20 protein-coding genes and 2 tRNA genes are annotated in these 21,450 nt (G+C 54.9%); 9 read left to right on the plus strand and 13 right to left on the minus strand.

What is annotated here, in order from left to right; genetic code table 11:
- The first annotated feature begins 11 nt into the window (after window positions 1-11).
- On the plus strand, window positions 12-1,478 hold the full coding sequence (locus M9H61_RS00330) for a GGDEF domain-containing protein (RefSeq protein ID WP_250282768.1): 1,467 nt from the start codon (window positions 12-14) through the stop codon (window positions 1,476-1,478).
- Window positions 1,479-1,509: 31 nt separating this feature from the next.
- On the opposite strand, the gene rodA is transcribed toward M9H61_RS00330, so the two are convergent.
- The 8 genes from rodA to M9H61_RS00370 form a co-directional block, all read right to left on the minus strand.
- On the minus strand, window positions 1,510-2,673 hold the full coding sequence (rodA, locus tag M9H61_RS00335; RefSeq protein WP_068517103.1) for a rod shape-determining protein RodA: 1,164 nt from the start codon (window positions 2,671-2,673) through the stop codon (window positions 1,510-1,512).
- 3 nt (window positions 2,674-2,676) lie between these two features.
- Window positions 2,677-4,563 (minus strand): penicillin-binding protein 2, encoded by a 1,887-nt coding sequence (gene mrdA / locus M9H61_RS00340; protein ID WP_228195764.1) that lies wholly within the window; start codon window positions 4,561-4,563, stop codon window positions 2,677-2,679.
- 199 nt (window positions 4,564-4,762) lie between these two features.
- Window positions 4,763-5,278: a rod shape-determining protein MreD gene (gene mreD / locus M9H61_RS00345; RefSeq protein WP_068517105.1), complete on the minus strand. Its 516-nt coding sequence runs from the start codon at window positions 5,276-5,278 to the stop codon at window positions 4,763-4,765.
- On the minus strand, window positions 5,275-6,267 hold the full coding sequence (gene mreC / locus M9H61_RS00350; RefSeq protein WP_206927223.1) for a rod shape-determining protein MreC: 993 nt from the start codon (window positions 6,265-6,267) through the stop codon (window positions 5,275-5,277). The genes mreD and mreC overlap by 4 nt, the downstream gene beginning before the upstream one ends.
- Window positions 6,268-6,390: 123 nt before the next feature.
- Entirely contained in the window at window positions 6,391-7,431 is a 1,041-nt protein-coding gene (locus M9H61_RS00355) for a rod shape-determining protein (RefSeq protein WP_008892088.1), read from the minus strand.
- Between the two features lie 182 nt (window positions 7,432-7,613).
- Window positions 7,614-8,534 (minus strand): S9 family peptidase, encoded by a 921-nt coding sequence (locus M9H61_RS00360; protein WP_250282771.1) that lies wholly within the window; start codon window positions 8,532-8,534, stop codon window positions 7,614-7,616.
- 244 nt (window positions 8,535-8,778) lie between these two features.
- Window positions 8,779-10,329, minus strand: coding sequence for a 2-isopropylmalate synthase (locus M9H61_RS00365; RefSeq protein ID WP_101247880.1), 1,551 nt, complete (start codon window positions 10,327-10,329; stop codon window positions 8,779-8,781).
- Between the two features lie 366 nt (window positions 10,330-10,695).
- Window positions 10,696-11,037, minus strand: a complete 342-nt coding sequence (locus M9H61_RS00370) for a hypothetical protein (RefSeq protein WP_250282773.1) — start codon at window positions 11,035-11,037, stop codon at window positions 10,696-10,698.
- Window positions 11,038-11,041: 4 nt separating this feature from the next.
- Here M9H61_RS00370 and M9H61_RS00375 point away from each other — a divergent pair, with 4 nt between their 5' ends.
- Together M9H61_RS00375 and M9H61_RS00380 are read left to right on the plus strand one after the other, a co-directional pair.
- On the plus strand, window positions 11,042-11,593 hold the full coding sequence (locus tag M9H61_RS00375; protein ID WP_233433164.1) for a LysE family translocator: 552 nt from the start codon (window positions 11,042-11,044) through the stop codon (window positions 11,591-11,593).
- 131 nt (window positions 11,594-11,724) lie between these two features.
- Complete coding sequence (locus tag M9H61_RS00380) at window positions 11,725-12,048, plus strand: hypothetical protein (protein ID WP_068517175.1); 324 nt, start codon at window positions 11,725-11,727, stop codon at window positions 12,046-12,048.
- A gap of 117 nt (window positions 12,049-12,165) precedes the next feature.
- Here M9H61_RS00380 and M9H61_RS00385 read toward each other — a convergent pair whose 3' ends face one another.
- Window positions 12,166-13,200, minus strand: coding sequence for a hypothetical protein (locus tag M9H61_RS00385; RefSeq protein ID WP_068517109.1), 1,035 nt, complete (start codon window positions 13,198-13,200; stop codon window positions 12,166-12,168).
- Window positions 13,201-13,407: 207 nt separating this feature from the next.
- The gene (locus M9H61_RS00390; RefSeq protein ID WP_068517110.1) at window positions 13,408-14,433 is read right to left on the minus strand and encodes a GGDEF domain-containing protein; all 1,026 of its coding nucleotides are present in this window, start codon (window positions 14,431-14,433) and stop codon (window positions 13,408-13,410) included.
- Window positions 14,434-15,191: 758 nt separating this feature from the next.
- Here M9H61_RS00390 and M9H61_RS00395 point away from each other — a divergent pair.
- Entirely contained in the window at window positions 15,192-15,398 is a 207-nt protein-coding gene (locus M9H61_RS00395) for a cold-shock protein (protein WP_008892097.1), read from the plus strand.
- Between the two features lie 153 nt (window positions 15,399-15,551).
- Window positions 15,552-16,223 carry a 5-formyltetrahydrofolate cyclo-ligase gene (locus M9H61_RS00400; RefSeq protein WP_250282775.1) on the plus strand — a complete coding sequence of 224 codons (672 nt, stop codon included), beginning with the start codon at window positions 15,552-15,554 and terminating at the stop codon, window positions 16,221-16,223.
- 40 nt (window positions 16,224-16,263) lie between these two features.
- Here M9H61_RS00400 and M9H61_RS00405 read toward each other — a convergent pair whose 3' ends face one another.
- The 3 genes from M9H61_RS00405 to M9H61_RS00415 form a co-directional block, all read right to left on the minus strand.
- Window positions 16,264-16,656, minus strand: a complete 393-nt coding sequence (locus M9H61_RS00405; RefSeq protein WP_250282777.1) for a GFA family protein — start codon at window positions 16,654-16,656, stop codon at window positions 16,264-16,266.
- 148 nt (window positions 16,657-16,804) lie between these two features.
- Window positions 16,805-16,878, minus strand: a tRNA-Gln gene (locus tag M9H61_RS00410).
- Window positions 16,879-16,958: 80 nt separating this feature from the next.
- Window positions 16,959-17,032: transfer RNA gene (locus M9H61_RS00415), tRNA-Gln, on the minus strand.
- 244 nt (window positions 17,033-17,276) lie between these two features.
- On the opposite strand from M9H61_RS00415, the gene M9H61_RS00420 reads away from it, so the two are divergent.
- The 4 genes from M9H61_RS00420 to M9H61_RS00435 all read left to right on the plus strand — a co-directional run bounded on the left by M9H61_RS00420 (window position 17,277) and on the right by M9H61_RS00435 (window position 21,342).
- Window positions 17,277-18,467: a Ppx/GppA phosphatase family protein gene (locus tag M9H61_RS00420; RefSeq protein ID WP_250282779.1), complete on the plus strand. Its 1,191-nt coding sequence runs from the start codon at window positions 17,277-17,279 to the stop codon at window positions 18,465-18,467.
- A 61-nt stretch (window positions 18,468-18,528) separates the two neighbouring features.
- On the plus strand, window positions 18,529-19,335 hold the full coding sequence (locus M9H61_RS00425) for an RlmE family RNA methyltransferase (RefSeq protein WP_101247885.1): 807 nt from the start codon (window positions 18,529-18,531) through the stop codon (window positions 19,333-19,335).
- A 179-nt stretch (window positions 19,336-19,514) separates the two neighbouring features.
- A complete protein-coding gene (locus M9H61_RS00430) occupies window positions 19,515-20,039 on the plus strand; it encodes a PAS domain-containing protein (RefSeq protein ID WP_068517115.1) in 525 nt (174 codons plus the stop codon).
- Window positions 20,014-21,342, plus strand: coding sequence for a methyl-accepting chemotaxis protein (locus tag M9H61_RS00435; RefSeq protein WP_250282781.1), 1,329 nt, complete (start codon window positions 20,014-20,016; stop codon window positions 21,340-21,342). Before M9H61_RS00430 ends, M9H61_RS00435 begins: the two co-directional genes overlap by 26 nt.
- The last annotated feature ends 108 nt before the right edge of the window (window positions 21,343-21,450 follow it).

Here is a 21,450-nt window from a genome sequence, read left to right on the forward strand (position 1 = left end):
GGAATGCAGGCTTGGCTAGGCAATCGGACGAAGATGATAACGATGCGCTGGCCAGCCTGAAACTGGGAAGTACAATTGCCGCCCGGCAATTGAAATATTCCCTGTTGCTTGCTGTTGGTCTTGGTTTGCTGATCGTTGCATTTCGCGGATATCAGGATTATCGCTGGCTTGCCGAGATCTATCAGCAGGGCAATCAGCGCGTGACCGCATCCAACGTGCCGGTCGCTGTGCAGGCACTTCAGAAACGTGACCTTGACCTTGCCGATGTGATGGTTGGCGGCATGATGAGCCAGCGGTCCATTCAGCGCGTCACATTGATGACATCCGACGGTGATGTTTTTTATGAAAGACGCCGCGCGGCGGGGGAAATTCCGAGCAGTCATTGGGCCGAAGAACTGTTTGGCGGTTTGCAAACCATCAGCGTGCCTGTGCGCGACCCTGATGTCGAACCCGCCACCGTCATGGGCGAAATGATCATTGAATTCAGCCCGCAGGTTTTTGTCACCGCCCTGTTTTCACGTCTGTCCTGGTCATTCCTTGCGACCATGATACTGGCAGTATTGATGGCCATCGTTTTTGCGGGCATGAGCTATTATATCTTTTCGCGCCCGCTGGTGCGTCTTGGGAATTATCTGGTCAAATCCGACCCGACCGATGAGTCCAAGCCGATGGAGATGCCGCCATATCACCGGCATGATGATGAAATCCAGTTGCTGGGGTCTGTCACGGTCGGTCTGTTTGGCATGATCCGCGGTCAACTGGGCCAGCTGCGCAAGGCACGCGACGAACTGCTTGATGCCAATGTCAATCTTGAGGCCCGCGTCGCTGCGCGAACCGAAGAATTGAATGCGGCAATGAAAAAGCTCGAAGTGCTGGCCTCGACCGATCCGCTGACCGGTTTGCCAAACCGTCGGTCCTATCTGGCGCGGTTTGAAGAAGCGATTTCTGTCTGGCGCCGCCGCGACACGCCGGTTTCGATCATTATGCTCGATATTGACCGCTTCAAGGCCTTTAACGACACACACGGGCATCAGGCCGGTGATGCGGTTCTGGTCGAACTGGCCAAAGTGATGCAGTCAAACCTGCGCGACATTGATCTGCCGGCCCGAATGGGCGGTGAAGAATTCGCCGTTCTGTTACCCGGCGAAGAAATCGAAGGGGCGATGAAGCTGGCAGAACGTCTGCGCGGGGCCTTTGAAAAGGCTGTTGTTGCTTTTGGCGGCCATGATCTGCACTTCACGGCAAGTTTCGGGATTGCGGGGCTTCCGTCATCTGCCGGCATGGCCAACCTTGATCACGAAACAACCATGCATATCGACGGGCTTAAAAGCTGGGACAGCGGCGATATATCGGCGGTGATGTATTCGCTGGCGGATAGCGCGCTGTATGATGCCAAGGAAAATGGCCGAAATCGTTGTGAACCCTGCGATTTCAAACAGATCCCCGAACATTCAAACCTGTCGGTTTCCGAAACCTGATCGCAGAATGTCGATGGAGTTGACGGGCGGCCTAGTTCCGGCCGTCGTCATTCCCCTGACGGGATATGCGAATGTCGCGGTGGATTGAAACACTCATCAACAGTCCGAAACTGACCAGAATGGTCATCATCACGGTGCCACCATACGACACCAGTGGCAATGGCACGCCGACCACCGGGATCAGCCCCATCACCATCGCGATATTGATGAAGACATACAGGAAGAAGGTCGATGTCACCCCGATCGCAACCAGACGTCCGAACTGGTTGCGACAACGCAGCGCAATCACATAGCCATAGGTAATGACCAGCGCATAAAGAGCCAGCAGCGCCAGACCACCGACAAGACCGAACTCCTCACCCAGCATGGTAAAGATAAAGTCGGTCTGCTTTTCAGGCAGGAAGTTCAGGTGGCTTTGCGACCCCAGCATGAAGCCTTTGCCAAACAGGCCGCCGGACCCCAGTGCAATCTTTGACTGGGTAATGTGATAGCCCGCACCCAGCGGATCATTTTCCGGATTAAGAAACGTCAGAACGCGGTTCTTCTGATAATCGCGCAGGAACTGCCATCCAATCGGGATTGCGGCAAGCGCACTGCCAAGAATAAGGGCAAATTTCCACATCCGGACACCGGCCAGCCAGAAAATCACACCACCCCCGGCAATCAGCAACAGGGCCGTTCCAAGGTCAGGCTGGCGCAACACCAGTGCCGCCGGGGCCAGCACCATCAAAAGTGGCGGGATCAAAAGGGTAATCCGGCCGGAATCTTCGACCGTCAGACCGTGGAAATACCGGGCCAAAGCCAGCACCAGCGAGATCTTCATCAATTCCGATGGTTGCAACTGGAAGAAGCCAAGATTGATCCAGCGTTGCGCACCCATGCCGATATCACCCTTGATTTCGACGCCAACCAGCAAAACCAGCGCAACGAAATAGGAAAAATAGGCCAGTTTCAGCCAGACACGGATATCGGTTACCGCAATCACGATCATCAAGGCCGATCCGACTGCAAAACGCATCATCTGGCGTTCGGCCCATGGCTGGAACGATCCATTGGCCGCGGAATAAAGCATGGCAAAGCCGATCCCCGACAATGCCGCGATCAACAGAACCAGTGTCCAGTTCAACAGCAACAGTCGCCGTCCGATCGGCACATAGTCCGGATCTTCACCAATGCGATATTTGCTCATGGCCATGGATCAGCCCTCATTACGGTTGTTCTGGGCTGGTCTTGGGCGCAGCTGGGCGCTGTTGGGCAAGTTGGCAGCCGATATTCCCTGACGGGCGGATTGCAGTTCCTGTGCCTTCAAAAGAAGGTCGCGGACAATCGGGCCAGCAACACTGGATCCACCGCCGCCATGTTCAACCACCACCGTACAGGCGTAGCGCGGATTGTCGACCGGGGCGAAGGCCACAAACAATGCGTGGTCGCGATATTTCCATGGCAATTCGTCATTGCCCAGAACGCCTGTGGTCTGGCGTTCGCGCATGGTGATACGGCGCACCTGGCTGGTGCCACTTTTGCCGGCCATTTCCATGCCCTTGATCTTGATCCGGGCGCCATGGCCAGTGCCGCGCAATTCGTTGGTAACACCGTTCATGCCGTCGCGAATACGCGCCAGATTGACACGGCTGACCTGAAGGTCGGGGAATTCTTCTGCTTCGCGGCTGGTGACACCTTCGGGTGTTACATGATCGCGTGTCAGGTGCGGTCGCACGGCCTTGCCCGATGCCAGACGTGCAGTCATGGTGCAAAGCTGAAGCGGGGTGGCCAGAACATATCCCTGACCGATCGAGGCAATCAGGGTTTCACCACCCTGCCAGCGTTTGCCAAGCTGGATTTCCTTCCAGTCCTTGGTCGGGATCAGGCCGCTGCGTTCATTGGGAAGGTCAATGCCGGTTTCTTCGCCCAGGCCAAGCTTGTGGGCCATGGCGGCGATCCGGTCGATGCCGATCTTTTGCGAGATTTCATAATAATAGACGTCGCAGGAATGCTTGAGCGAGTCATGCATGTTCATCCAGCCATGACCACCACGTTTCCAGCAATGGAACCGGGCATTGCCAAGATCAAGATGGCCGCTGCAGAAGAATTTCTGATTGGGCGTGATGATCCCGGCCTCAAGCCCGGCAAGGGCGACGCACATCTTGAAAGTCGACCCGGGCGCATAGGTCCCGTTCACTGCCTTGTTCGACAGCGGCGCATAGGTATTGTTGACCAGACTGTTCCAAAGCTTGTGGGAAATGCCGTTGGTAAAGGCATTCGGGTCGTAGCTTGGATGTGATGCCAGGGCCAGGACTTCGCCATTATGGATGTCCATGACAACGGCCGATGCGCTTTCCTGATCCGAAAGGCGCTGATTGGCATAGCGCTGCAATTCAAGATCAAGCGTCATGACAACCGTATTGCCGCTTTCGCCTTCTTCGCGTTCAAGTTCGCGGATCACACGGCCAAGGGCGTTGACTTCGACCTGACTGGTGCCCGCCGTTCCGCGCAGGGCAAGGTCATAGACCTTTTCAACGCCGCTTTTGCCAATGGTAAAGCCCGGCAGTTCAAGCAGCGGATCACCGGTAAGTTCCTTTTCCGAAACCGCAGCAACATAGCCCAGGGTGTGGGCCAGATGCGGGCCTTCGGGATAGTCGCGTGACCGCCCGGCATCAATGATCAGTCCGGGAAGATCGGGCGCATTGACACCGACACGGGCAACTTCATCCCAAGTCAGATTGTCGCGCACAGTCACCGGCACAAAGGACCGGCGGCGCGAAACATCACGTTCGACCCGCTCGATGGTATCGGGGCCAAGTTCAATAATCTGATCAAGGATTTCAAGCGTGCGGCGCACATCAGGCGTCTGTTCGCGGACGATCATGATGTGATAGTTCTGCCGGTTCACGGCAAGCGGAGCGCCGAACCGGTCGGTCACAAGCCCGCGTGGCGGCGGCAACAGCCGGTGGGAAATGCGGTTTTCATCAGCCAATGTCCGGTAGCGGTCGCTTTCAAGGACCTGAAGATAGTACATCCTTGCGGCCAGCCCCGTCAGCAAAACACCCTTGCCAGCACCCAGCATAAGGGCACGTCGGGTGAACATTCTGAACCTGTCTGAATCGCGATGCCACATGGGCGAAGAATACCTGTCTTTTCTAGGCGAACCGTTGCAGTGCGAAACTGCTGATTTTTGCCCGTTTTATCCCGGTTGGAAGGGCTTGGAAACCATCTTGTTCAAGCATATCCGATAGCCGTTGCCAAAACATCAATTTTGCACGGAATTTCGAAGGACACCCGATGTCCTAAACATAGCGCAGAAGGCTGTTTTGCGCGCGCGCCAGAACCCAGGCAACAATCGGAAACAGCACGGCAGTCAGCACATAGCTGATCATGGTTGCCTTGATCGGCAACAATGCGCCAATCAGGGCGGAACTCAGCAACCACTGGATCAGCAGGGCCGGGATCGCCACCAAGGCAAAGCCCCACCACATGACGCTGAAGGGCTTGTTATGGAAAAAGCGTCCCTGACTTGCCGAGCCGGTCTGTACCAGAAGCAAAACCAGCGGGCTTACGCCAAGCGGCAACCCCATCAGAAGATCCTGAAGCAGGCCCAGCAGGAAGGCGGCCACCGCTGTCAAAAGATCGGGCCGGTTCACCGACCAGTAGAACACCGCCATAAGGGCAAGCGCCGGTGATGCCGTGGACAGCAACGGCACACTGATTGGTAAAAGATTGATCAGCAGAAGGACGAAAACGCTGAATGCCGGAAAAAGACCACGTGCGATGACGTCCAGTCGTTGCCAGACGCCGGGCTTCACGGAAGTTCCCCTGCCGGCGGTTTCTGTGCGGACGGGGCGGGTTCAGCCGGTGCTGCGGGAACCACGCCAACCCCGGCCGGAATTTCGGGCGACAGTTGGGTGGCATTGGTATTTACCGGTGCCCGGCTGTCGCGGATGCGCTTTTCGCTCAGGATACCTTGCAGGCCGTAATCGGCGACACGCAGATATTCAAGCTGATGACGGCGGAACAGCGGGGCGACACGAACGGCATTTTCCGATACCGATGACACGACACCGATCGGAATACCCGGCGGGAATGCACCGCCATGGCCTGATGTCAGAATGCGATCACCCGGTGCAACGGCCGCATCGGCGGTCAGGAAGGTCAGAAGCGGACGGTTGGTGTTGTCACCAGACAGGAACGCACGGTCACGGGAATTTTCGACAATGACCGGCACGCGCGAATTGATATCGGTGATCAGAAGAACGCGCGATGCCTGATAACCGGCTTCTGCGACGCGTCCAACCAGACCTTCGTCGGAAATAACGGCCTGTCCCTTGGCGACACCGTCACGCGAACCGGCCGAAATCATCACACTATGGGCATAGGCCCCGCCCATGTCGGCGATGACACGCGATGTCACAAGATGCAGGGCAGGCGGATTGGTGTAATGTGCAAGTTCACGCAGGCGCACATTTTCATGCGAAAGATTACGGGCGGCTTGCTGCCAGGCCAGCAATTGCTGGTTTTCACGGCGCAGGCGTTCGTTTTCTTCGTAAAGATGGGCCAGATTGTAAATCTTGTCGGTCAGCTCATTGATGCTAGCCGCCGGGCGGGAAACAACATTCATGACCGGAGATACAAGATCGGCAGATGCCGCACGGATACGTTCAATCAGAACCGTATCGGCCTTCCCCAGAAGCATCAGCCCGAAAGCTGTGAATATCAGCAATATGAAAGCGAAGCGGTGAAGCGCCGTGCGTAACGGCGAAAAGATTCGCTGCTGCGGACCGCCATGCTGTGCCAATGTATTCCCCGCGATTTCCCAAAAGTTCGTCTTGTATCCCCAACGGGATATTCAACCATAACGAAATCACCGAGTCGCGTCCAGTACGGATACGACCCGGTGATGATATTTCAGGCCAAAATTTTAGTATGCTGTGTGCAGAACGTTGCGCAGCATCTTTTTCTCTTCGAGTGCGCGACCGGTACCCAGTGCAACACAGGAAAGAGGATCGTCCGCGATCGAAACCGGAAGGCCGGTTGCATGACGCAGGACATAATCAAGATTGCCAAGCATCGCGCCACCGCCGGTCAGGACGATGCCCTTGTCGACGATATCTGCTGCCAGTTCCGGCGGGGTCTGTTCAAGTGCGACCTTTACAGCCTCGATAATGGCCGAAACCGGTTCTGCAAGGCTTTCTGCGATCTGGCGTTCGGAAATCAGAAGTTCTTTCGGAACGCCGTTCATCAGGTCGCGGCCACGGATTTCAACCGTTGCGCCATCACCATCATCGGGTGCACAGGCCGAACCGATTTCCTTCTTGATGCGCTCAGCAGTGCTTTCGCCAACCAGAAGGTTATGGGTGCGACGGATGTAAGCAATGATTGCTTCGTCCATCTTGTCGCCACCAACGCGTACCGAACGTGCATAGACGATACCGCCCAGCGACAGAACGGCAACCTCGGTGGTGCCACCGCCGATATCAACAACCATCGAGCCGGTCGGCTCGGTCACCGGAAGACCGGCACCGATTGCAGCGGCCATCGGTTCGTCAATCAGCCAGACCTTGCGTGCGCCGGCACTTTCAGCACTTTCCTGAATGGCGCGGCGTTCAACTGCGGTCGACCCGGACGGTACGCAAATGATGACTTCCGGGCTGGCAAAGTTGCGACGGTTGTGAACCTTGCGGATGAAGTGCTTGATCATTTCTTCGGCGATATGGAATTCCGCAATAACGCCGTCACGCAGCGGGCGGATCGCCTGAATGTACCCCGGGGTACGACCGAGCATCTGTTTGGCTTCTTCACCAACCGCAAGGACCTGTTTCTTGCCTTTTTCGTCGGTAATGGCCACCACGGACGGTTCGTTGAGGACGATGCCACGCCCCTTAACGTAAACCAGTGTGTTCGCGGTGCCCAAATCCACCGCCATGTCGGAGGATAAAACCCCAAGAAGCTTGGAAAACATTCCTGCCCTATGCCCCGGTTAATAGTAAAATCTTGAATGCGAATGTACCGGCTTTGATAGCGCAAGGAACAAGCCGATGCACGAATAATCTGCGCAGGGGATTGAGGAATAATTAAGGCGCGTAAATTTCCTGAAATAAGGGTGGAAAAACATGATCAGGAATATGGTCTTGGCGGATAAATTCAATTTTCTCTGTTTTTGGTGATTACCCCGGATTGGGACAGGAATTCTGTCACAATACTGACAACCTCCGGGCTTTTTTCTGGTGCGACCACTTTACGAGTCGCTTGTTTTTCAACTGTTTCACCATTTCCGATCAGCTCGAAACGGACCAATGCACGCGCAGGTGTCAGGTCGCGATCCATCCGCCATTGGCACCAGGCAGGCGGGTTGAACGGATCACCGCGCAGCGCGATCAGAAGACTTGGCGCAAAATTGTTCATTTCCGACATGCATTGCGGGCGCAACCCGATCAGGGCGCGAAACCGTGCGGAAAAATGTTTGGCATGACCATCACGATAAATCGCCAGTTGGGCCGCGCCGCCACCATAGCCATACCCGAAAATGGCAATCCGTTCCGGGTCGATGTCAGGCTGCTTTGCAAGATAATCAAGCGCGCTTAGCCCATCAAACGCCCAATAGGTCAGACCGTGTTTGGGATTTCCAAGTGATCCTTCGCTGCAATAGGCCTGCGATGGATGGGCGCGGTTTGGTGATATCACCAGAACACCGATGCCAAGATCGCGCAGGATATTGATCCAGTCTTCGGGAAAGTGATCATCGCAATCAGGAAGGGCTACGATTGCAGGATGGCGGTTTGCGCCGGGAATGTCCGTGCCGATCTGATGCGGGGGATAATAAATGCCCGGAATATCGGCCTGCAGGCTGTTATCAATGGCGGGAAGTGTTTTCCCGGCATCGGATAACCGTTTGCGCAGTCCGCTTTGCGGATAGGGCAGGGCAGGAACCAAAACGGTGTGTGGCTGATGGTTTGTCGTGTCACTTGAAGCCTGGCTGATGGTGGTGACACAGACCGACATGGTCGCCATCACAGCAGCGATCCGTAACAGGATGTTCCCGTATCGTTTGAATGTGCCCGACATGCCATCACCTGATCCGGCTTTCTGATCAGGGCCGAGGATATCACATGGCGGCAGAGGGCAAAACAGCTGGCGAAACAGCAGGCAAAATAGCAGGCCGCGGCAATGCCGGTCCAACGGATCAGGATGCAATGTCGCAAGACATATCGAACCGCGATGAACCGGGACAACCCGTCGCCCGTGAGCGGCAACGAAAAAGGGGCGGCGAAAACGCCACCCCCAATGTCTTGTCAGGCAATAAGGCCGATCAGGATGCCATGGCGTCCGGGGCGGTCTTCTTGCTTTTCTCGATCAGTTTGTTCACAGCGGTCACATAGGCCATGCAGGAAGCAACAACCGTATCGGTATCGGATGCATTGCCAACCACAGTGCGGTCTTCGCCATCAAGTTTAACCGTCACGGTGCCCTGGGCGTCGGTGCCTTCGGTCACGGCGTGAACCTGATAGAGTTTCAGGCGCCAGTCATGCGGATAGATTTCCTTGATCGCGTTGAAGGTCGCGTCAATCGGGCCGTCACCGGTGGTTTTGGCCGTGCGGATTTCACCATCGACATTCAGTTCCAGTTCCGCAGTCTGCGGACCTTTGGAGCCACAGGTCACGGTCAGGCCAACGAATTTGATATGTTCATTGTCGCGCATGCCGTCATCGACCAGTGCGACGATATCGTCGTCATAGACTTCTTTTTTCTTGTCAGCCAGATCCTTGAAGCGGGCAAAGGCATCTTCGATGGCATTGTCGCCCAAATCGGCAAAGCCCAGCTCCTTGAGCTTCTCACGGAAGGCATGGCGACCGGAATGCTTGCCCATGACCAGGCTTGATTTGTTCAGGCCGATCGATTCCGGCTTCATGATTTCATAGGTTTCGGAATTCTTCAGGAAGCCATCCTGATGGATGCCGCTTTCATGGGCGAAGGCGTTGGCACCAACGATTGCCTTGTTCGGCTGAACCACGAAACCGGAAACTGCCGATACCAGACGCGATGCATTCATGATCTTGGTGCTGTCGATCCCGGTGGTGAAGGGGAAGGCATCGTTACGGGTATTGATGGCCATAACGATTTCTTCGAGTGCGGCGTTGCCTGCGCGTTCACCCAGACCGTTGATCGTGCATTCGATCTGACGAGCCCCGGCATTGACCGCCGAGATCGAGTTGGCAACCGCCATACCCAGATCGTTGTGGCAGTGAACCGACAGGATCGCCTTGTCGATATTCGGAACCCGGTTAAACAGCATGGTCATCAGATCGGCATATTCGGTCGGGGTGGTGTAACCAACCGTGTCCGGGATGTTGATAGTGGTCGCACCGGCATTGATCGCAGCTTCGACACAGCGGCACAGGAAGTCATGTTCGGTACGCGAACCGTCCTCGGCCGACCATTCGACGTCATCGGTGAATTTGCGCGCCAGGGTCACGCTTTCGATGACCTTTTCCAGAACGCGTTCCGGTTCCATCTGCAATTTGTATTTCATATGCAGCGGGCTGGTGGAAATGAACGTGTGGATACGTTTGTTTTCTGCGGGTTCCAGCGCCTCGGCAGCGCGTTCAATGTCGCCCTTGGCCGCACGGGCCAGCGAACAGATGGTCGGGCCTTTGACCTGTTTGGCGATCTCGTTGACGGACTGGAAGTCACCATTCGATGCGATGGCAAATCCGGCCTCGATCACATCGACCTTCAACTCAGCCAAGGCATTCGCCACGCGCAGCTTTTCATCAAGCGTCATCGACGCACCCGGGGACTGTTCACCGTCACGCAGGGTGGTGTCGAAAATGATGACGCGATTGTCGTTTGCACTAGCCATAATATTGTTTCCTGATCAAGCGGGCCTTGCCCGGTATGTAAATTCTGTCTGGAAGGAGTGCGGGCCGTCTGGCGCGACTTTATTCCCCTGAGCTGCGGCAAATGGATCGACAATGTGTCCTGTGATCCGGGCCGTCATATTACGCTCAGGGGCGCGTAAGTCGTAGCGAGCCTAGGGCTGCAAGACCAATAAGACCGAGTAGAAGGTTTAGGGCAGACAGCACAAAGGCGCCCGAAGCATCGGCTTCGGCGCGATCGGCATATGCATCAATGTTGCAAATGTCTGCGGTCATCGGTCTTCATCAATTGGCTTGGGTGCCAGTCTTGGCTGGCGATGTCCCCAATTTCGTCGGACGACCCGCCGGGGTCAAGTAATTTTTGTACCTTTTGGCTTCTTTTTGGGGTGGAATTTAGCGGGACGGCAAAAAGCAGGGGGCAAAAGCAGGCTGTATTTTCCCGGTTCCAAAGGCTTTCCGGTGATGATTTCAGCGAACCTGATTGCGCTTTGTGACGGGAATGAAGCCATGCCAAAAAGACGCTGGTCGGAAATCGCCTTATCGGGTAGTGGTTTTGTCTGATCCTGCCATGCCCCAAAAATGGCGATCAGAAATGCGCACCACACCAAGCCACAGGAACCTTTGATGGTCAGTCTCTCCTTGATCGGGGCCTTTATCCCGACGGCCTTTTTTGTGTCGATTACGCCGGGCATGTGCATGACCCTTGCCTTGACGCTTGGCATGACCATCGGTCTGCGCCGTACCCTTTGGATGATGGCGGGCGAACTTGTTGGCGTCGGGATTGTGGTGGTGGCATCCGCGCTCGGTGTTGCGACCGTGATGTTACAGTACCCGGCCGTCTTTGCGGTTTTCAAATATGTCGGCGGTGCGTATCTGGCCTGGCTGGGCATTCAGATGTGGCGTTCACGCGGGCGCATGGCGCTCTCGGCCGAGGTCGACGGGGTCAAGACAGCAAAGGCAACCGCCCTGATGGCGCAGGGCTTTGTGACCGCCATCGCCAACCCCAAAGGCTGGGCCTTCATGATTTCATTGCTGCCGCCATTTATCAGTCTTGAACATGCCATCGCCCCGCAACTTTCGGTTCTGGTGGCGATCATTCTGGTGACCGAACTGATTTGCATGACGCTGTATGCGACCGGTGGCCGGTCGTTGCGCCGGTTCCTTGAAAAAAGCGGCAATGTACGGGTCCTGAACCGGGTGGCCGGAACCCTGATGATCGGTGTCGGCATCTGGCTTGCCAGCAGCTAAGCCGGATTTCGATCACGGGCGGGCCAAATGCGCTTGCCCCTGTGCGTGACGCAGCATCGTATCTGTTAATGTTTGTTTTGTGGTTCTGCAGTAACCATATGTAATCAAACAACTGTTACAGGATGTGCGGCATGCGCGAGATACGCTGTATCGTTTTTGAAGATGGCGAACTGATCAAGGCGCTGGTGGCGCATGGTCGGCGCACGGGTAAGTCGCTGCCGCCGGGCCAGATCAGCAGTTTTGAAATCGAACGATCAAAAGAAGTCGTCGCCCGCATGACCATCACCTCGGACGAGGGGCAGAAAACCGTCATCCCGACATCCGGTGCCCAGCTTGCCGCCGCGATGATCGCCTATTGCATTGATCGCAAGGTCCCGGTACCCGCACATGCGGCCAAATCGATTACCGTGATTGATGATCACGTTGCCCTTAAAATCACCATGGCAGGGGACTGACCGTTTCGCCAAAGGTCGGGCTGCACCGGGCTGCATCTGGCCGCATTGGGCAGCAGTCAGGAAAAAAGGCGCGAATTTGATTTCGCGCCTTTTGTGTATCCGAACCGATGGGGTGGGCTACCACTGCATCATCTTGCCCTTGAGCGCGCCCATGCGTTCATCTTCGTTCTTGAAGCTGTGCTGTTCGGCCACGCCATCCTGCACCTTGGTCATCAGAAGCCATTCCTTGACCTTCATGAAGCGCGGGGCAAGGAACTGATAGGTTTCCTTGACAAGCCTTACTGCCGCCGGACCGCGTTCAAGCTGAAGGTCTTCCCACAGCTCGATCAGGGGTTGCCAGGCGCGCAGGCGTTTGTGCAGGTCATCACGTTTGCTGCGGATATATTGGCGCTGGGATGTGAAGTTGCGCAGCACCGACATGATTTCCCCGGTATTGGCATCAAGTTCGTCAAATGTCGTTTCGAACTTTTTCTTGGCATCATCAAGCAGGCGGATGGCCTGGGTGACGGTTTCAAGAACGCCTTTTTCGTGGGCATAGATACGGCGCAGTTCCTGCAACTTGCGATCAACCATCAGGATCTTGCGGTATTTAACGCGCAGCGTTTCGATATAGGACAGCTCGTCTGCGACCTGGTGCACCAGATTGACGACTTCCTCACGGTTGTTCTTGCCAAGGCCAAGCTTTTCGGCAACTTCGTCAAAAGCCTGGTTGATCTTTTTCTTGGTGTTGGGGTCCTCGGCGATCTGCATCAATTCGTCCGGGTCGGTAATGAGTTCCTCACTGCCGGACATCCAGGTGACGAGCTGCATGGTAATACGGTTATAGGCAATCGCCTGATGTTCTTCGTCGACTTCCCAGGATGCTTCGCCGGTCAGAACCTCAAGCGGCAAATTGTCGCCGGGGCGCAGCACGTTGATAAAATTCAGGGCCTTGTCGATCAGGCTGATAAGATCGCCATCTTTGGATTCCGGATCAATATCGAATTCACGGCAAATGGCCTTAAGCGGCAATGACACAACAGATCCTTCTGCCATTTTAAGGACAAAAAGAGCTTCGTCTGAAATATCAGACTTCTGAAAGTGGCATTCTTCGAACGTTTTGAAAATCTTGTGTTCAAGTTCGATCTTACGTTCGGTCTTTGGTGTCTTCATATGGTTGCTCCGCCCCGCAAAGCCTTTGCACATGTATGTTGTGCATAACAGGGACGATTATAAGGGCTCGAACCTGCTGATTTTGGCCTGTCAGGACACGTGTGTTGGCTCGGTGTCTTTACCTGTTGATTATGTGCCCCGGTTTTCTCTTGTGTCAGAGATTTAATGACCCGGAACGTTTGTTTAGTGCCTGTTTATGCGTATGACCTACTGCAGGACACAGGTGTTTCTACCATCCTGTTTTGCGAGATAAAGAGCCTTGTCCGCGCGATCAACAAACTCAAGTATATTCTCCCCTAGTTGGTAGGACGTCAAGCCAATAGAAACGGTTAACTTACCGAAATCTTTGCCTGTTTTTTTGTTTATAATCCGCTGGTTTGACACGTTTTCACGCAGCTTGTTTGCCAGTTTTTCAGCGTTTTCACGCGTTGTATCGGGCAAGATGACCGCGAATTCTTCGCCGCCATATCGCGCCACTGTATCTGCGCCTTTGGTCGAACGCACCAGTACCCGCGACACCGCCTTGAGAACCCCGTCACCGGCCCGGTGCCCGAAATTGTCGTTGAATTCCTTGAAATGGTCGATATCGATCATCAGCAAGGTCAAGGGCGCACCGGTTTCCATGGTTGAGGTCACGGCTTCGCGAAGCGAGCTGTCAAAATTCTTGCGGTTGGCAATGCCGGTCAGCGTATCGGTCAGGGCGTCACGGCGCACCAGTTCCAGTTCGGTTCTGACCCGGCGGACTTCCTTGTGATATTCTTCAAGGCTGCCATTGAAGGTGCCGTAACAGTCGCGTGCCTTGTTCGATGTGCCCGACAACTGGCGGCTGACCGAACGGGCATCTTCAAGGGTGATGTCATCGGCCAGAAGCCGTTGGGATGCGGTATCGAATTCGCCACAGAACTGTTCGGTGTCGCGCATGACCGAATGCACGGCTTCCTCGACGCGTTCAACCGCTGCCTGAAGGCCTTCGACCCCCTGGTTGATATGCTGTTCGACCGCGTGGGTGCCCAGATATTTGTGGTAAATCCGGTATACGGTTTCTTCGTCCAGTTCCTGCGTATTGCGGATCAGGACCTTTACCAACTGGCTGAGTTCGGGAATCTCGTCTGACAAATAGCTGTAAAAAACGTGATAAACCTGAGGTGTCGGCTGCAGGTTAAGCTCGTTTATCAGCGCCATGGCGTTTTGCGCAATGTCACGCGGGTTTGCGATCTTGGTTGTCGCTGTCACTTACTGTATTCCGATCCGAAAGTCGTTCCCATTCAAGTATTTTCGGTGTCCCGGTCGCGTTTGCTGCATCTTATGGTCTGATGCATTGATCTTGTGAATTCGCATCCATTTGATGCGTTTTGGATTCATTGTTCCATAATCAAACCAATTCAGGGGCAATGTCACGTGAAACCGTCCCCGAAAAAATGACAAAATCAGACATTTCTTTTAATCTGGTCCGTAAGTTACTGCGACATAACAGCTTATTTCATTGCGCCCGTATAACCGCCATTTGGCGCAACAGGATGTGCCGATCTGAAATTTGAATTCATGCGGGTTCCAAGGCGGATCGGCATTCGGTACGCAGGGAAAAGTCACAAGGATCAGTCGCCTATCTGATTTGCCTGTATTGAATATGCGGTTCGATGAAAAAAAATATCCCCATGATATAATTGCATTCTTGCATCTGGAACCGTTGCGAGAATTCGCCGTGAAGATTGTTTTATCTAGGGGTGATGTGTCCTTACGGGATTTTCAACCGCACGAAATCATGCATTTTGCCGGTGACATCAGACGGCGAAAAAAGAACTTCATACATGAATCCATTGCACTAAGCCCAAATTTCGCGTAATTGTTGAAACGATGCAGTGCATCTTTCATGCGCGTGGTTGCTTCCTGGTTGATGGTGATCATGCTCTTAATGGGTGTGTTGCAGGGACTGTTTTCTTGCATCTCCTTACTTCGGGGATGCGCCTACTAAACTAAGGACGACTACGGATATGGCTACCGGAACGGTTAAGTGGTTCAATGCGACCAAGGGTTATGGCTTCATCACCCCTGACGAAGGCGGAAAAGATGCATTCGTGCACATCACCGCAGTTCAGCGTGCTGGTCTGCAGGGACTTGATGAAGGGCAGAAAATTCAGTTTGAGCTGATTGAAGGTCGCAATGGCCGCATGTCGGCAGAAGAACTCGCCATTCTCTAAATTTCTATCTGGCTTGCAGCTTTTTTGCTGACAACCGTTAACGCGCCGGGTTCCCGGCGCGTTATGCGTTTATGGGGTTTTGCTGTAGGCTTGTGGCTTCTGTCCATCTGCACATCCTATCTGCTATCCCATCTGCAAACTGTGATCGCGCCCATGAGCCTGAATTTGCCAACCCCGCCACAATCGGACAATGAACAAAGCCAGTCTGAATGGCGGCAAACCGTCCGGCGTATCCTGTTGAGGTGGCGATCGGAACTCGATAGCGTAACCCATAAAAATCTGTCCGATCAGATCCGCGCGCATTTTGACAGTTTCCTGTCGGCGCGGCGTGGGGCGACGGTGGGGTTTTACTGGCCGATCCAGAATGAAGTCGATCTGCGCGCGGTGATAACTGACCATATTTCCGAAGGCGGTCGCGCCGCCCTTCCTGTTGTTCCGGGCAGGGATTTGCCCATGGTCTTTCATGACTGGACGCCTGATACCGTAATGACCCCGGGCTTTGCCCGCATACCCGAACCGCAAGATACCCCCGAAATTCCGGTGCATGTGTTGCTTGCCCCGCTGGTCGGATTTGATCGGGCAGGGTACCGGCTGGGTTATGGGGGCGGCTTTTTTGACCGCACACTGGCCGCAATGACGCGCAAGCCACTGGTGGTCGGGATCGGGTTTGAGGCAACCCGACTTGATGACATCAAACCCCACCAATATGACGTGCCCGTCGATGTTTTGATTACCGATGCCGGGACAAGTGTTTTGTCCGATGCGGGCGAGGCGCCCGAAAACAAACCTGATCAGTCATCGCCCCCCTGTCATTTGTGTTCCTGACGATCTGCATGATGATCTGTTTGATGTCGGTCAGGCAGTATCAATCTTCGTTGCGATCGGTTTCCGGGCGATCTTTTTCATAAGAATGACGAAGCGCAAAATCCGGTAGCCAGCTTTCGCGCCGGATGGTCCAGAGCTCGTAACTCGGGGTGAATTGATCCGGGGCATCGAGAATGCCGAGATTGACTTCGATCTCGTCATCGGTGTGACCATAAACCGATGATCCGCAGGTCGGGCAAAAATGCCGTCCATTGAATGATGTGGTTTCACCGGTAATGGTCACGGCCTTTTCGGGAAAGATCGCGGATGCATGAAACAGCGCGCCATGATGTTTCCGGCAATCAAGGCAATGGCACAAACCGACCCGGTACGGCGCACCGGTTGCCGTGATCGTGACCTTGCCGCAAAGGCAGCCGCCCGTGACCTGATCCATCGCCTGTCTCCTGAAAACGTGATCGAGATTACAGATGTATATCAAAGCTGCCATCACGCGCAATTTGCGTGCGCGCAGGATTGACGATTGATCGACGCCGATCAGAACAGCAAAGAACAAAGGTCGAAATCGGGAAGGTCGGGCAAAGTGGCTGGGGAACCTGGATTCGAACCAGGACTGACGGAGTCAGAGTCCGTAGGTCTACCGTTAACCTATTCCCCAGCAGTACTTTGGTGTGCGTTATTTATACCCCGGACCGCATGTTTTGCGCAATGTTGGGCCATTGCAACGTCCGGCAAAGTTGGCTGGGGAACCTGGATTCGAACCAGGACTGACGGAGTCAGAGTCCGTAGGTCTACCGTTAACCTATTCCCCAACAAAACTTGGTCCGCCGCGACACGCGATGCATCGTGGCGTGGGCCGCTATGTATAAAACCCGCCCGGGTTTGGCAACCCCTTTTTTGTTTCGATTTATTCAACCATGCGATTACTGCATACGGGATTTGCCTTGTCGGGGATTGTCGTTACACTCATATAGCTGATTCGCGGGATCGTCATATAAATGTCTTGATGATCCGCGATACAGACAGTGCGATTAACAGAAAGCAGGTTTTCGAAAGGTGAAGCAGGTCAATCCCCATAGCAACTCGCACCGGGCAGAAAGCCCCGCAGGCGGCGCTGCAATGGGCGACCATGCGGTGCTTGAGGTGCCTGACAAACCGGCAATGCCGCAGCCGGGGCAGGCTGTGCATGTGCCCGGTGACCGTGAAAAACCTGCGCGCATGGTCGATTGCATCACCGTGCAGCTTTATGCCGCGATTGACCTTGGCAGTTCGAACTGCCGGCTTCTGGTGGCGCGTCCGTGTAATGACGGGTTCAAGGTTATTGATGCCTTTTCGCGCGTCGTGCGCTTGGGCGAAGGTGTCCGCGAAAAGGGATATCTGTGCGAAGCGGCCATGGAACGCGCGATTGATGCCCTTCGTGTCTGTGCCAAAAAATTGCGCCGCCATCCCGGTGCACGTTTGCGCGCAGTTGCGACCGAAGCCTGCCGGACGGCCAATAACCGCGAAGAATTCGTGCGTCGTGTCTTTGATGAAACCGGCATCACACTTGATATCATTAATCCAGACGAGGAAAGCCGCCTTGCGCTTCAGGCCTGCTCGGCGCTGCTGGATGAACGCCCCTATGCGGTGGTGTTTGATATTGGCGGTGGCAGCACGGAAATCTGCTGGATCAAGGTCGACAAAACCGGCAAAACCCAGTGCATTGAAACGCTTTCGATGCCATGCGGGGTTTTGTGCCTGACCGAACGCTATGCCTCGGTCGAGGAACGGCGCGAACGGTTCGAAGCAATGCGGACCGAAATCCGTGAACGTCTTGAAGAATTCGCCAAACGCAATTGCTGTACTGACATGCTGGATGATGACAAGGTCCAGATGGTCGGCACATCCGGTACGGTGACGACTTTCTGTGGCATCGCGCTTGGTCTTGAACGCTATGAACGTCATAAGGTTGACGGATCGGATCTGCGTTTTGACGATGCCGAACGGGTGACCGAATTGCTGTTGCGCATGGAATCTGACAAGCGCAAGGGGCATCCCTGTATCGGGAATCAGCGGGCCGAACTGATGGATGCAGGGGCGGCGATTTTTGCAGCGATTCGTGATATCTGGCCTTTGGCGACGCTCAAGGTCGCCGATCGGGGCCTACGCGAAGGTATTTTGGTCGATTTGATGCGTGCGGACGGTCATGCTATTGACCCGTGCGACGCGCGCCGTCATACAGTGTCGCATATTCCGGCTTCATCCTGATCGGTAGACGCATCGTCCCGACAGGCCATTGGCCAAAACAGAATTCAGTTCAGGAAAGATCATGAGCGAAAATCGCAGCGGAAAAGGCGGGCAGCGCCGCCGCAAGGGTTCAGCCATTGCAGCCATTGATACCGGCGCACGCCGTGGCCTGCGCACGCGTGTCAAAAGTGCAAAGGGGCGCAAACTGTCTTCGACGCGTTGGCTCGACCGTCAGCTCAATGATCCCTATGTGCAGGAAGCAAAGCGTCTGGGCTACCGGTCGCGTGCGGCTTTCAAGCTGATTGAAATCAATAACCAGTTCGATTTGCTGCGCCCGGGAATGCGCATTGTCGACCTTGGTGCCGCACCGGGGGGCTGGACGCAGGTCGCGATTGATATGGTCGGCTCCAAACATGGCAAGGGCCAGGTCGTCGGTCTGGATATTCTGGAATGGGAAGGTCTGTCTGGCGCAACCTGTTTGCAGGCCGACTTCCTTGATCCCAAGGCACCCGACATGATCAAGCAGGCCCTTGACGGCCCGGTTGATGCGGTGATTTCCGACATGTCGCCGGAAACCACCGGGCATCGTCAAACCGACCATATCCGCATTATTGACCTGGTCGAACATGCCTTGCTGTTTGCCGAGGAGGTCCTGGCGCCGGGTGGTATTTTCATTGCCAAGGTGTTCAAGGGCGGTACCGAAAACGATTTGCTTGACCGGGTTAAGAAGAATTTCCGCGTGACCAAACACGCCAAGCCGCCGGCATCGCGCCCCGAAAGCCCGGAAGCCTACCTGATTGCCACCGGGTTCCGCGGCCAGAACAATGCCGAAGATGACATCAAAAACGCCGAACTGCGTGAAGATGACGGCTGGTCGCCGGTTGAATAATGATCGGGCCGGTCGTGGCAAAGGTTACGGCCGGCACTGCCAAATAATCGTCTTTTCCCTTGCGCTACATCAAACCCCGTAATTGGCATTGCGGGATATAGTTACCCTTCAATCTGCGACGAAATGTTTGTGCGCAGATGGACCGATTGGGGTGGGTCCTTTGTTGTGGGGTGTAACTGATGAAGCAGGACAATCTGTTCTTGACCGGCGTCGAACGCTATTTCGACGAACACGAAATTATCGTTTCAAAGACCGACCTTAAAGGTCGGATCACATATGCAAATGATGTGTTCCTTCGGGTGGCCGGATACCGTGAACGCGACATCCTTGGCCAACCCCACAGCATCATTCGTCATCCCGGCATGCCAAGATGTGTGTTTTCCCTGTTATGGCAAACCATCGAAGCCGGTCGCGAAATTTTCGCCTATGTCATCAATCGCTGCTCGAACGGTGACCATTACTGGGTTCTGGCCAATGTAACGCCGACTTTCGGTCCGGATGGCAAGATCATCGGATATCATTCAAATCGTCGCGTACCGCGTCGTGATGCCATTGAAAAAGTCATTCCGCTTTATGCCGCCCTTTGCGAAGAAGAAGCCAAAGAACGCAATCGCAAAGAAGGCATGGCACGCGGAACGGCAATGGTCACGAAGCTTCTGGGGGATGCAGGCGTCGATTATGATCAATTTGTTTTCACTCTCTAATCTGCGTCTGGTACTGGCCGGGGGCTGGTGTCTGGGCCTGTTGGCTGTTGTTGCCGGATTTGTCTGGTCATCGCATATCGGCCTTGTTGTGGCGGGCCTTGCCGGGGTGCTCAGCGTTTGTTGTGCCGTTGGGCTTCTGACCATCTATCGGCAACAGCGATATCTTGATGAGCTGTGCGACATTGTTCGTGCTGCGGCCAATGGCAATATGGATGCGCGCGTGTCCAACCGGTTGCACCGGGGCAAGCTTGCCAATATGCAAAATGCCGTCAATCAGTTGCTTGACCTGACAGAAGCCTTCACCAAAGAAGCCGCTGCTGCGATGAATTGCGCATCGCGCGGGGATTATTTCCGCAAGATCATTCCACGCGGGCTGCGCGGTGATCTGGTCGGATATGCCCAGAAGGTCAATCAGGCACTTGATGTCATGGATGCGCAGACCAGAACATTTCGCAACAGTGCCGGGCAGATTGGTGATGATCTCAAGCTTGTTGTCGGCGATTTGTCTGATAGTGCGCGCAAGCTGACCACCAATTCCGACTTCCTGTCGCAGAATGTCGGTAAAATTGCGATCCAGGCGGCGGAAATGCGCCGGGCTGCAGATGAAAGCAGTGCCGCACTTGACGGGATTGCGACCGCGACCGAACAATTCAGCGGATCCATCCAGCAGATCGGATGTCAGATTGACGGATCGGCGTCGCTGTCAGAAACCGCTGTTGAACGTGCGCGGTCTGCGGGGGAACATATGGGGCGTCTTGATGCGCTGGCCGTAAGGGTCACCGGTGTGGTTGAACTGATCACGGATGTGGCGGATCAGACAAATCTTCTGGCCCTGAATGCATCGATCGAAGCCGCGCGGGCAGGCGATGCCGGCAAGGGATTTTCCGTTGTCGCATCCGAGGTCAAAAATCTTGCCAGCCAGACCGCCCATGCCGCCGAACAGGTCATTCGTGAAATCGGTCAGATGCAGGAAATGACCCGCGAAGCCGTGATTTCAGTGCGCGATATCAGTGAAACCATTGCCGAAATTGACAATGGTGCGCGTCTGGTGGCGGGGGCAACCCGCGAACAAACCGCCGCGGTGACAGAAATCGGCAACCGTATCGAACAGGCCGTCAAACGGATGCGCGACATTGTCGATAGCGTAACCGAAGTCGCATCAGGCACCCATGCGTCGCGCGATGTCCTGCTTGCCCTGCATGACGAGGCAACCAGTCTTTTGGGACGTGCGGAAACACTTGATGGTGATGTTCGCCATTTTGTCGGGGCGGTTCTTGATACCCGTACCCAAGACGTTGCCTGATTGCAAAAACGCCATCTTGCGCACGGCATCGCAGGCAGATCACATAACATTGATGTCAGGGATTTGGCGGCTTTGACAGTTGGCGGGATGACAACGTTTGTGCGGCGT

Source organism: Thalassospira sp. GO-4, from assembly GCF_023588965.1.
In the GTDB taxonomy this organism is placed as follows: Bacteria; Pseudomonadota; Alphaproteobacteria; order Rhodospirillales; family Thalassospiraceae; genus Thalassospira; species Thalassospira povalilytica.

Excerpts from the sequence above, each read along its gene's own strand:
- rodA (WP_068517103.1), bottom strand. The coding sequence starts at position 2,673 with ATGGCCATGAGCAAATATCGCATTGGTGAAGATCCGGACTATGTGCCG.
- mrdA (WP_228195764.1), bottom strand. The coding sequence starts at position 4,563 with ATGTTCACCCGACGTGCCCTTATGCTGGGTGCTGGCAAGGGTGTTTTG.
- M9H61_RS00355 (WP_008892088.1), bottom strand. The coding sequence starts at position 7,431 with ATGTTTTCCAAGCTTCTTGGGGTTTTATCCTCCGACATGGCGGTGGAT.
- M9H61_RS00360 (WP_250282771.1), bottom strand. The coding sequence starts at position 8,534 with ATGTCGGGCACATTCAAACGATACGGGAACATCCTGTTACGGATCGCT.
- M9H61_RS00365 (WP_101247880.1), bottom strand. The coding sequence starts at position 10,329 with ATGGCTAGTGCAAACGACAATCGCGTCATCATTTTCGACACCACCCTG.
- M9H61_RS00370 (WP_250282773.1), bottom strand. The coding sequence starts at position 11,037 with ATGCCCGGCGTAATCGACACAAAAAAGGCCGTCGGGATAAAGGCCCCG.
- M9H61_RS00375 (WP_233433164.1), top strand. The coding sequence starts at position 11,042 with ATGACCCTTGCCTTGACGCTTGGCATGACCATCGGTCTGCGCCGTACC.
- M9H61_RS00380 (WP_068517175.1), top strand. The coding sequence starts at position 11,725 with ATGCGCGAGATACGCTGTATCGTTTTTGAAGATGGCGAACTGATCAAG.
- M9H61_RS00385 (WP_068517109.1), bottom strand. The coding sequence starts at position 13,200 with ATGAAGACACCAAAGACCGAACGTAAGATCGAACTTGAACACAAGATT.
- M9H61_RS00395 (WP_008892097.1), top strand. The coding sequence starts at position 15,192 with ATGGCTACCGGAACGGTTAAGTGGTTCAATGCGACCAAGGGTTATGGC.
- M9H61_RS00400 (WP_250282775.1), top strand. The coding sequence starts at position 15,552 with ATGAGCCTGAATTTGCCAACCCCGCCACAATCGGACAATGAACAAAGC.
- M9H61_RS00405 (WP_250282777.1), bottom strand. The coding sequence starts at position 16,656 with ATGGATCAGGTCACGGGCGGCTGCCTTTGCGGCAAGGTCACGATCACG.
- M9H61_RS00425 (WP_101247885.1), top strand. The coding sequence starts at position 18,529 with ATGAGCGAAAATCGCAGCGGAAAAGGCGGGCAGCGCCGCCGCAAGGGT.
- M9H61_RS00430 (WP_068517115.1), top strand. The coding sequence starts at position 19,515 with ATGAAGCAGGACAATCTGTTCTTGACCGGCGTCGAACGCTATTTCGAC.
- M9H61_RS00435 (WP_250282781.1), top strand. The coding sequence starts at position 20,014 with ATGATCAATTTGTTTTCACTCTCTAATCTGCGTCTGGTACTGGCCGGG.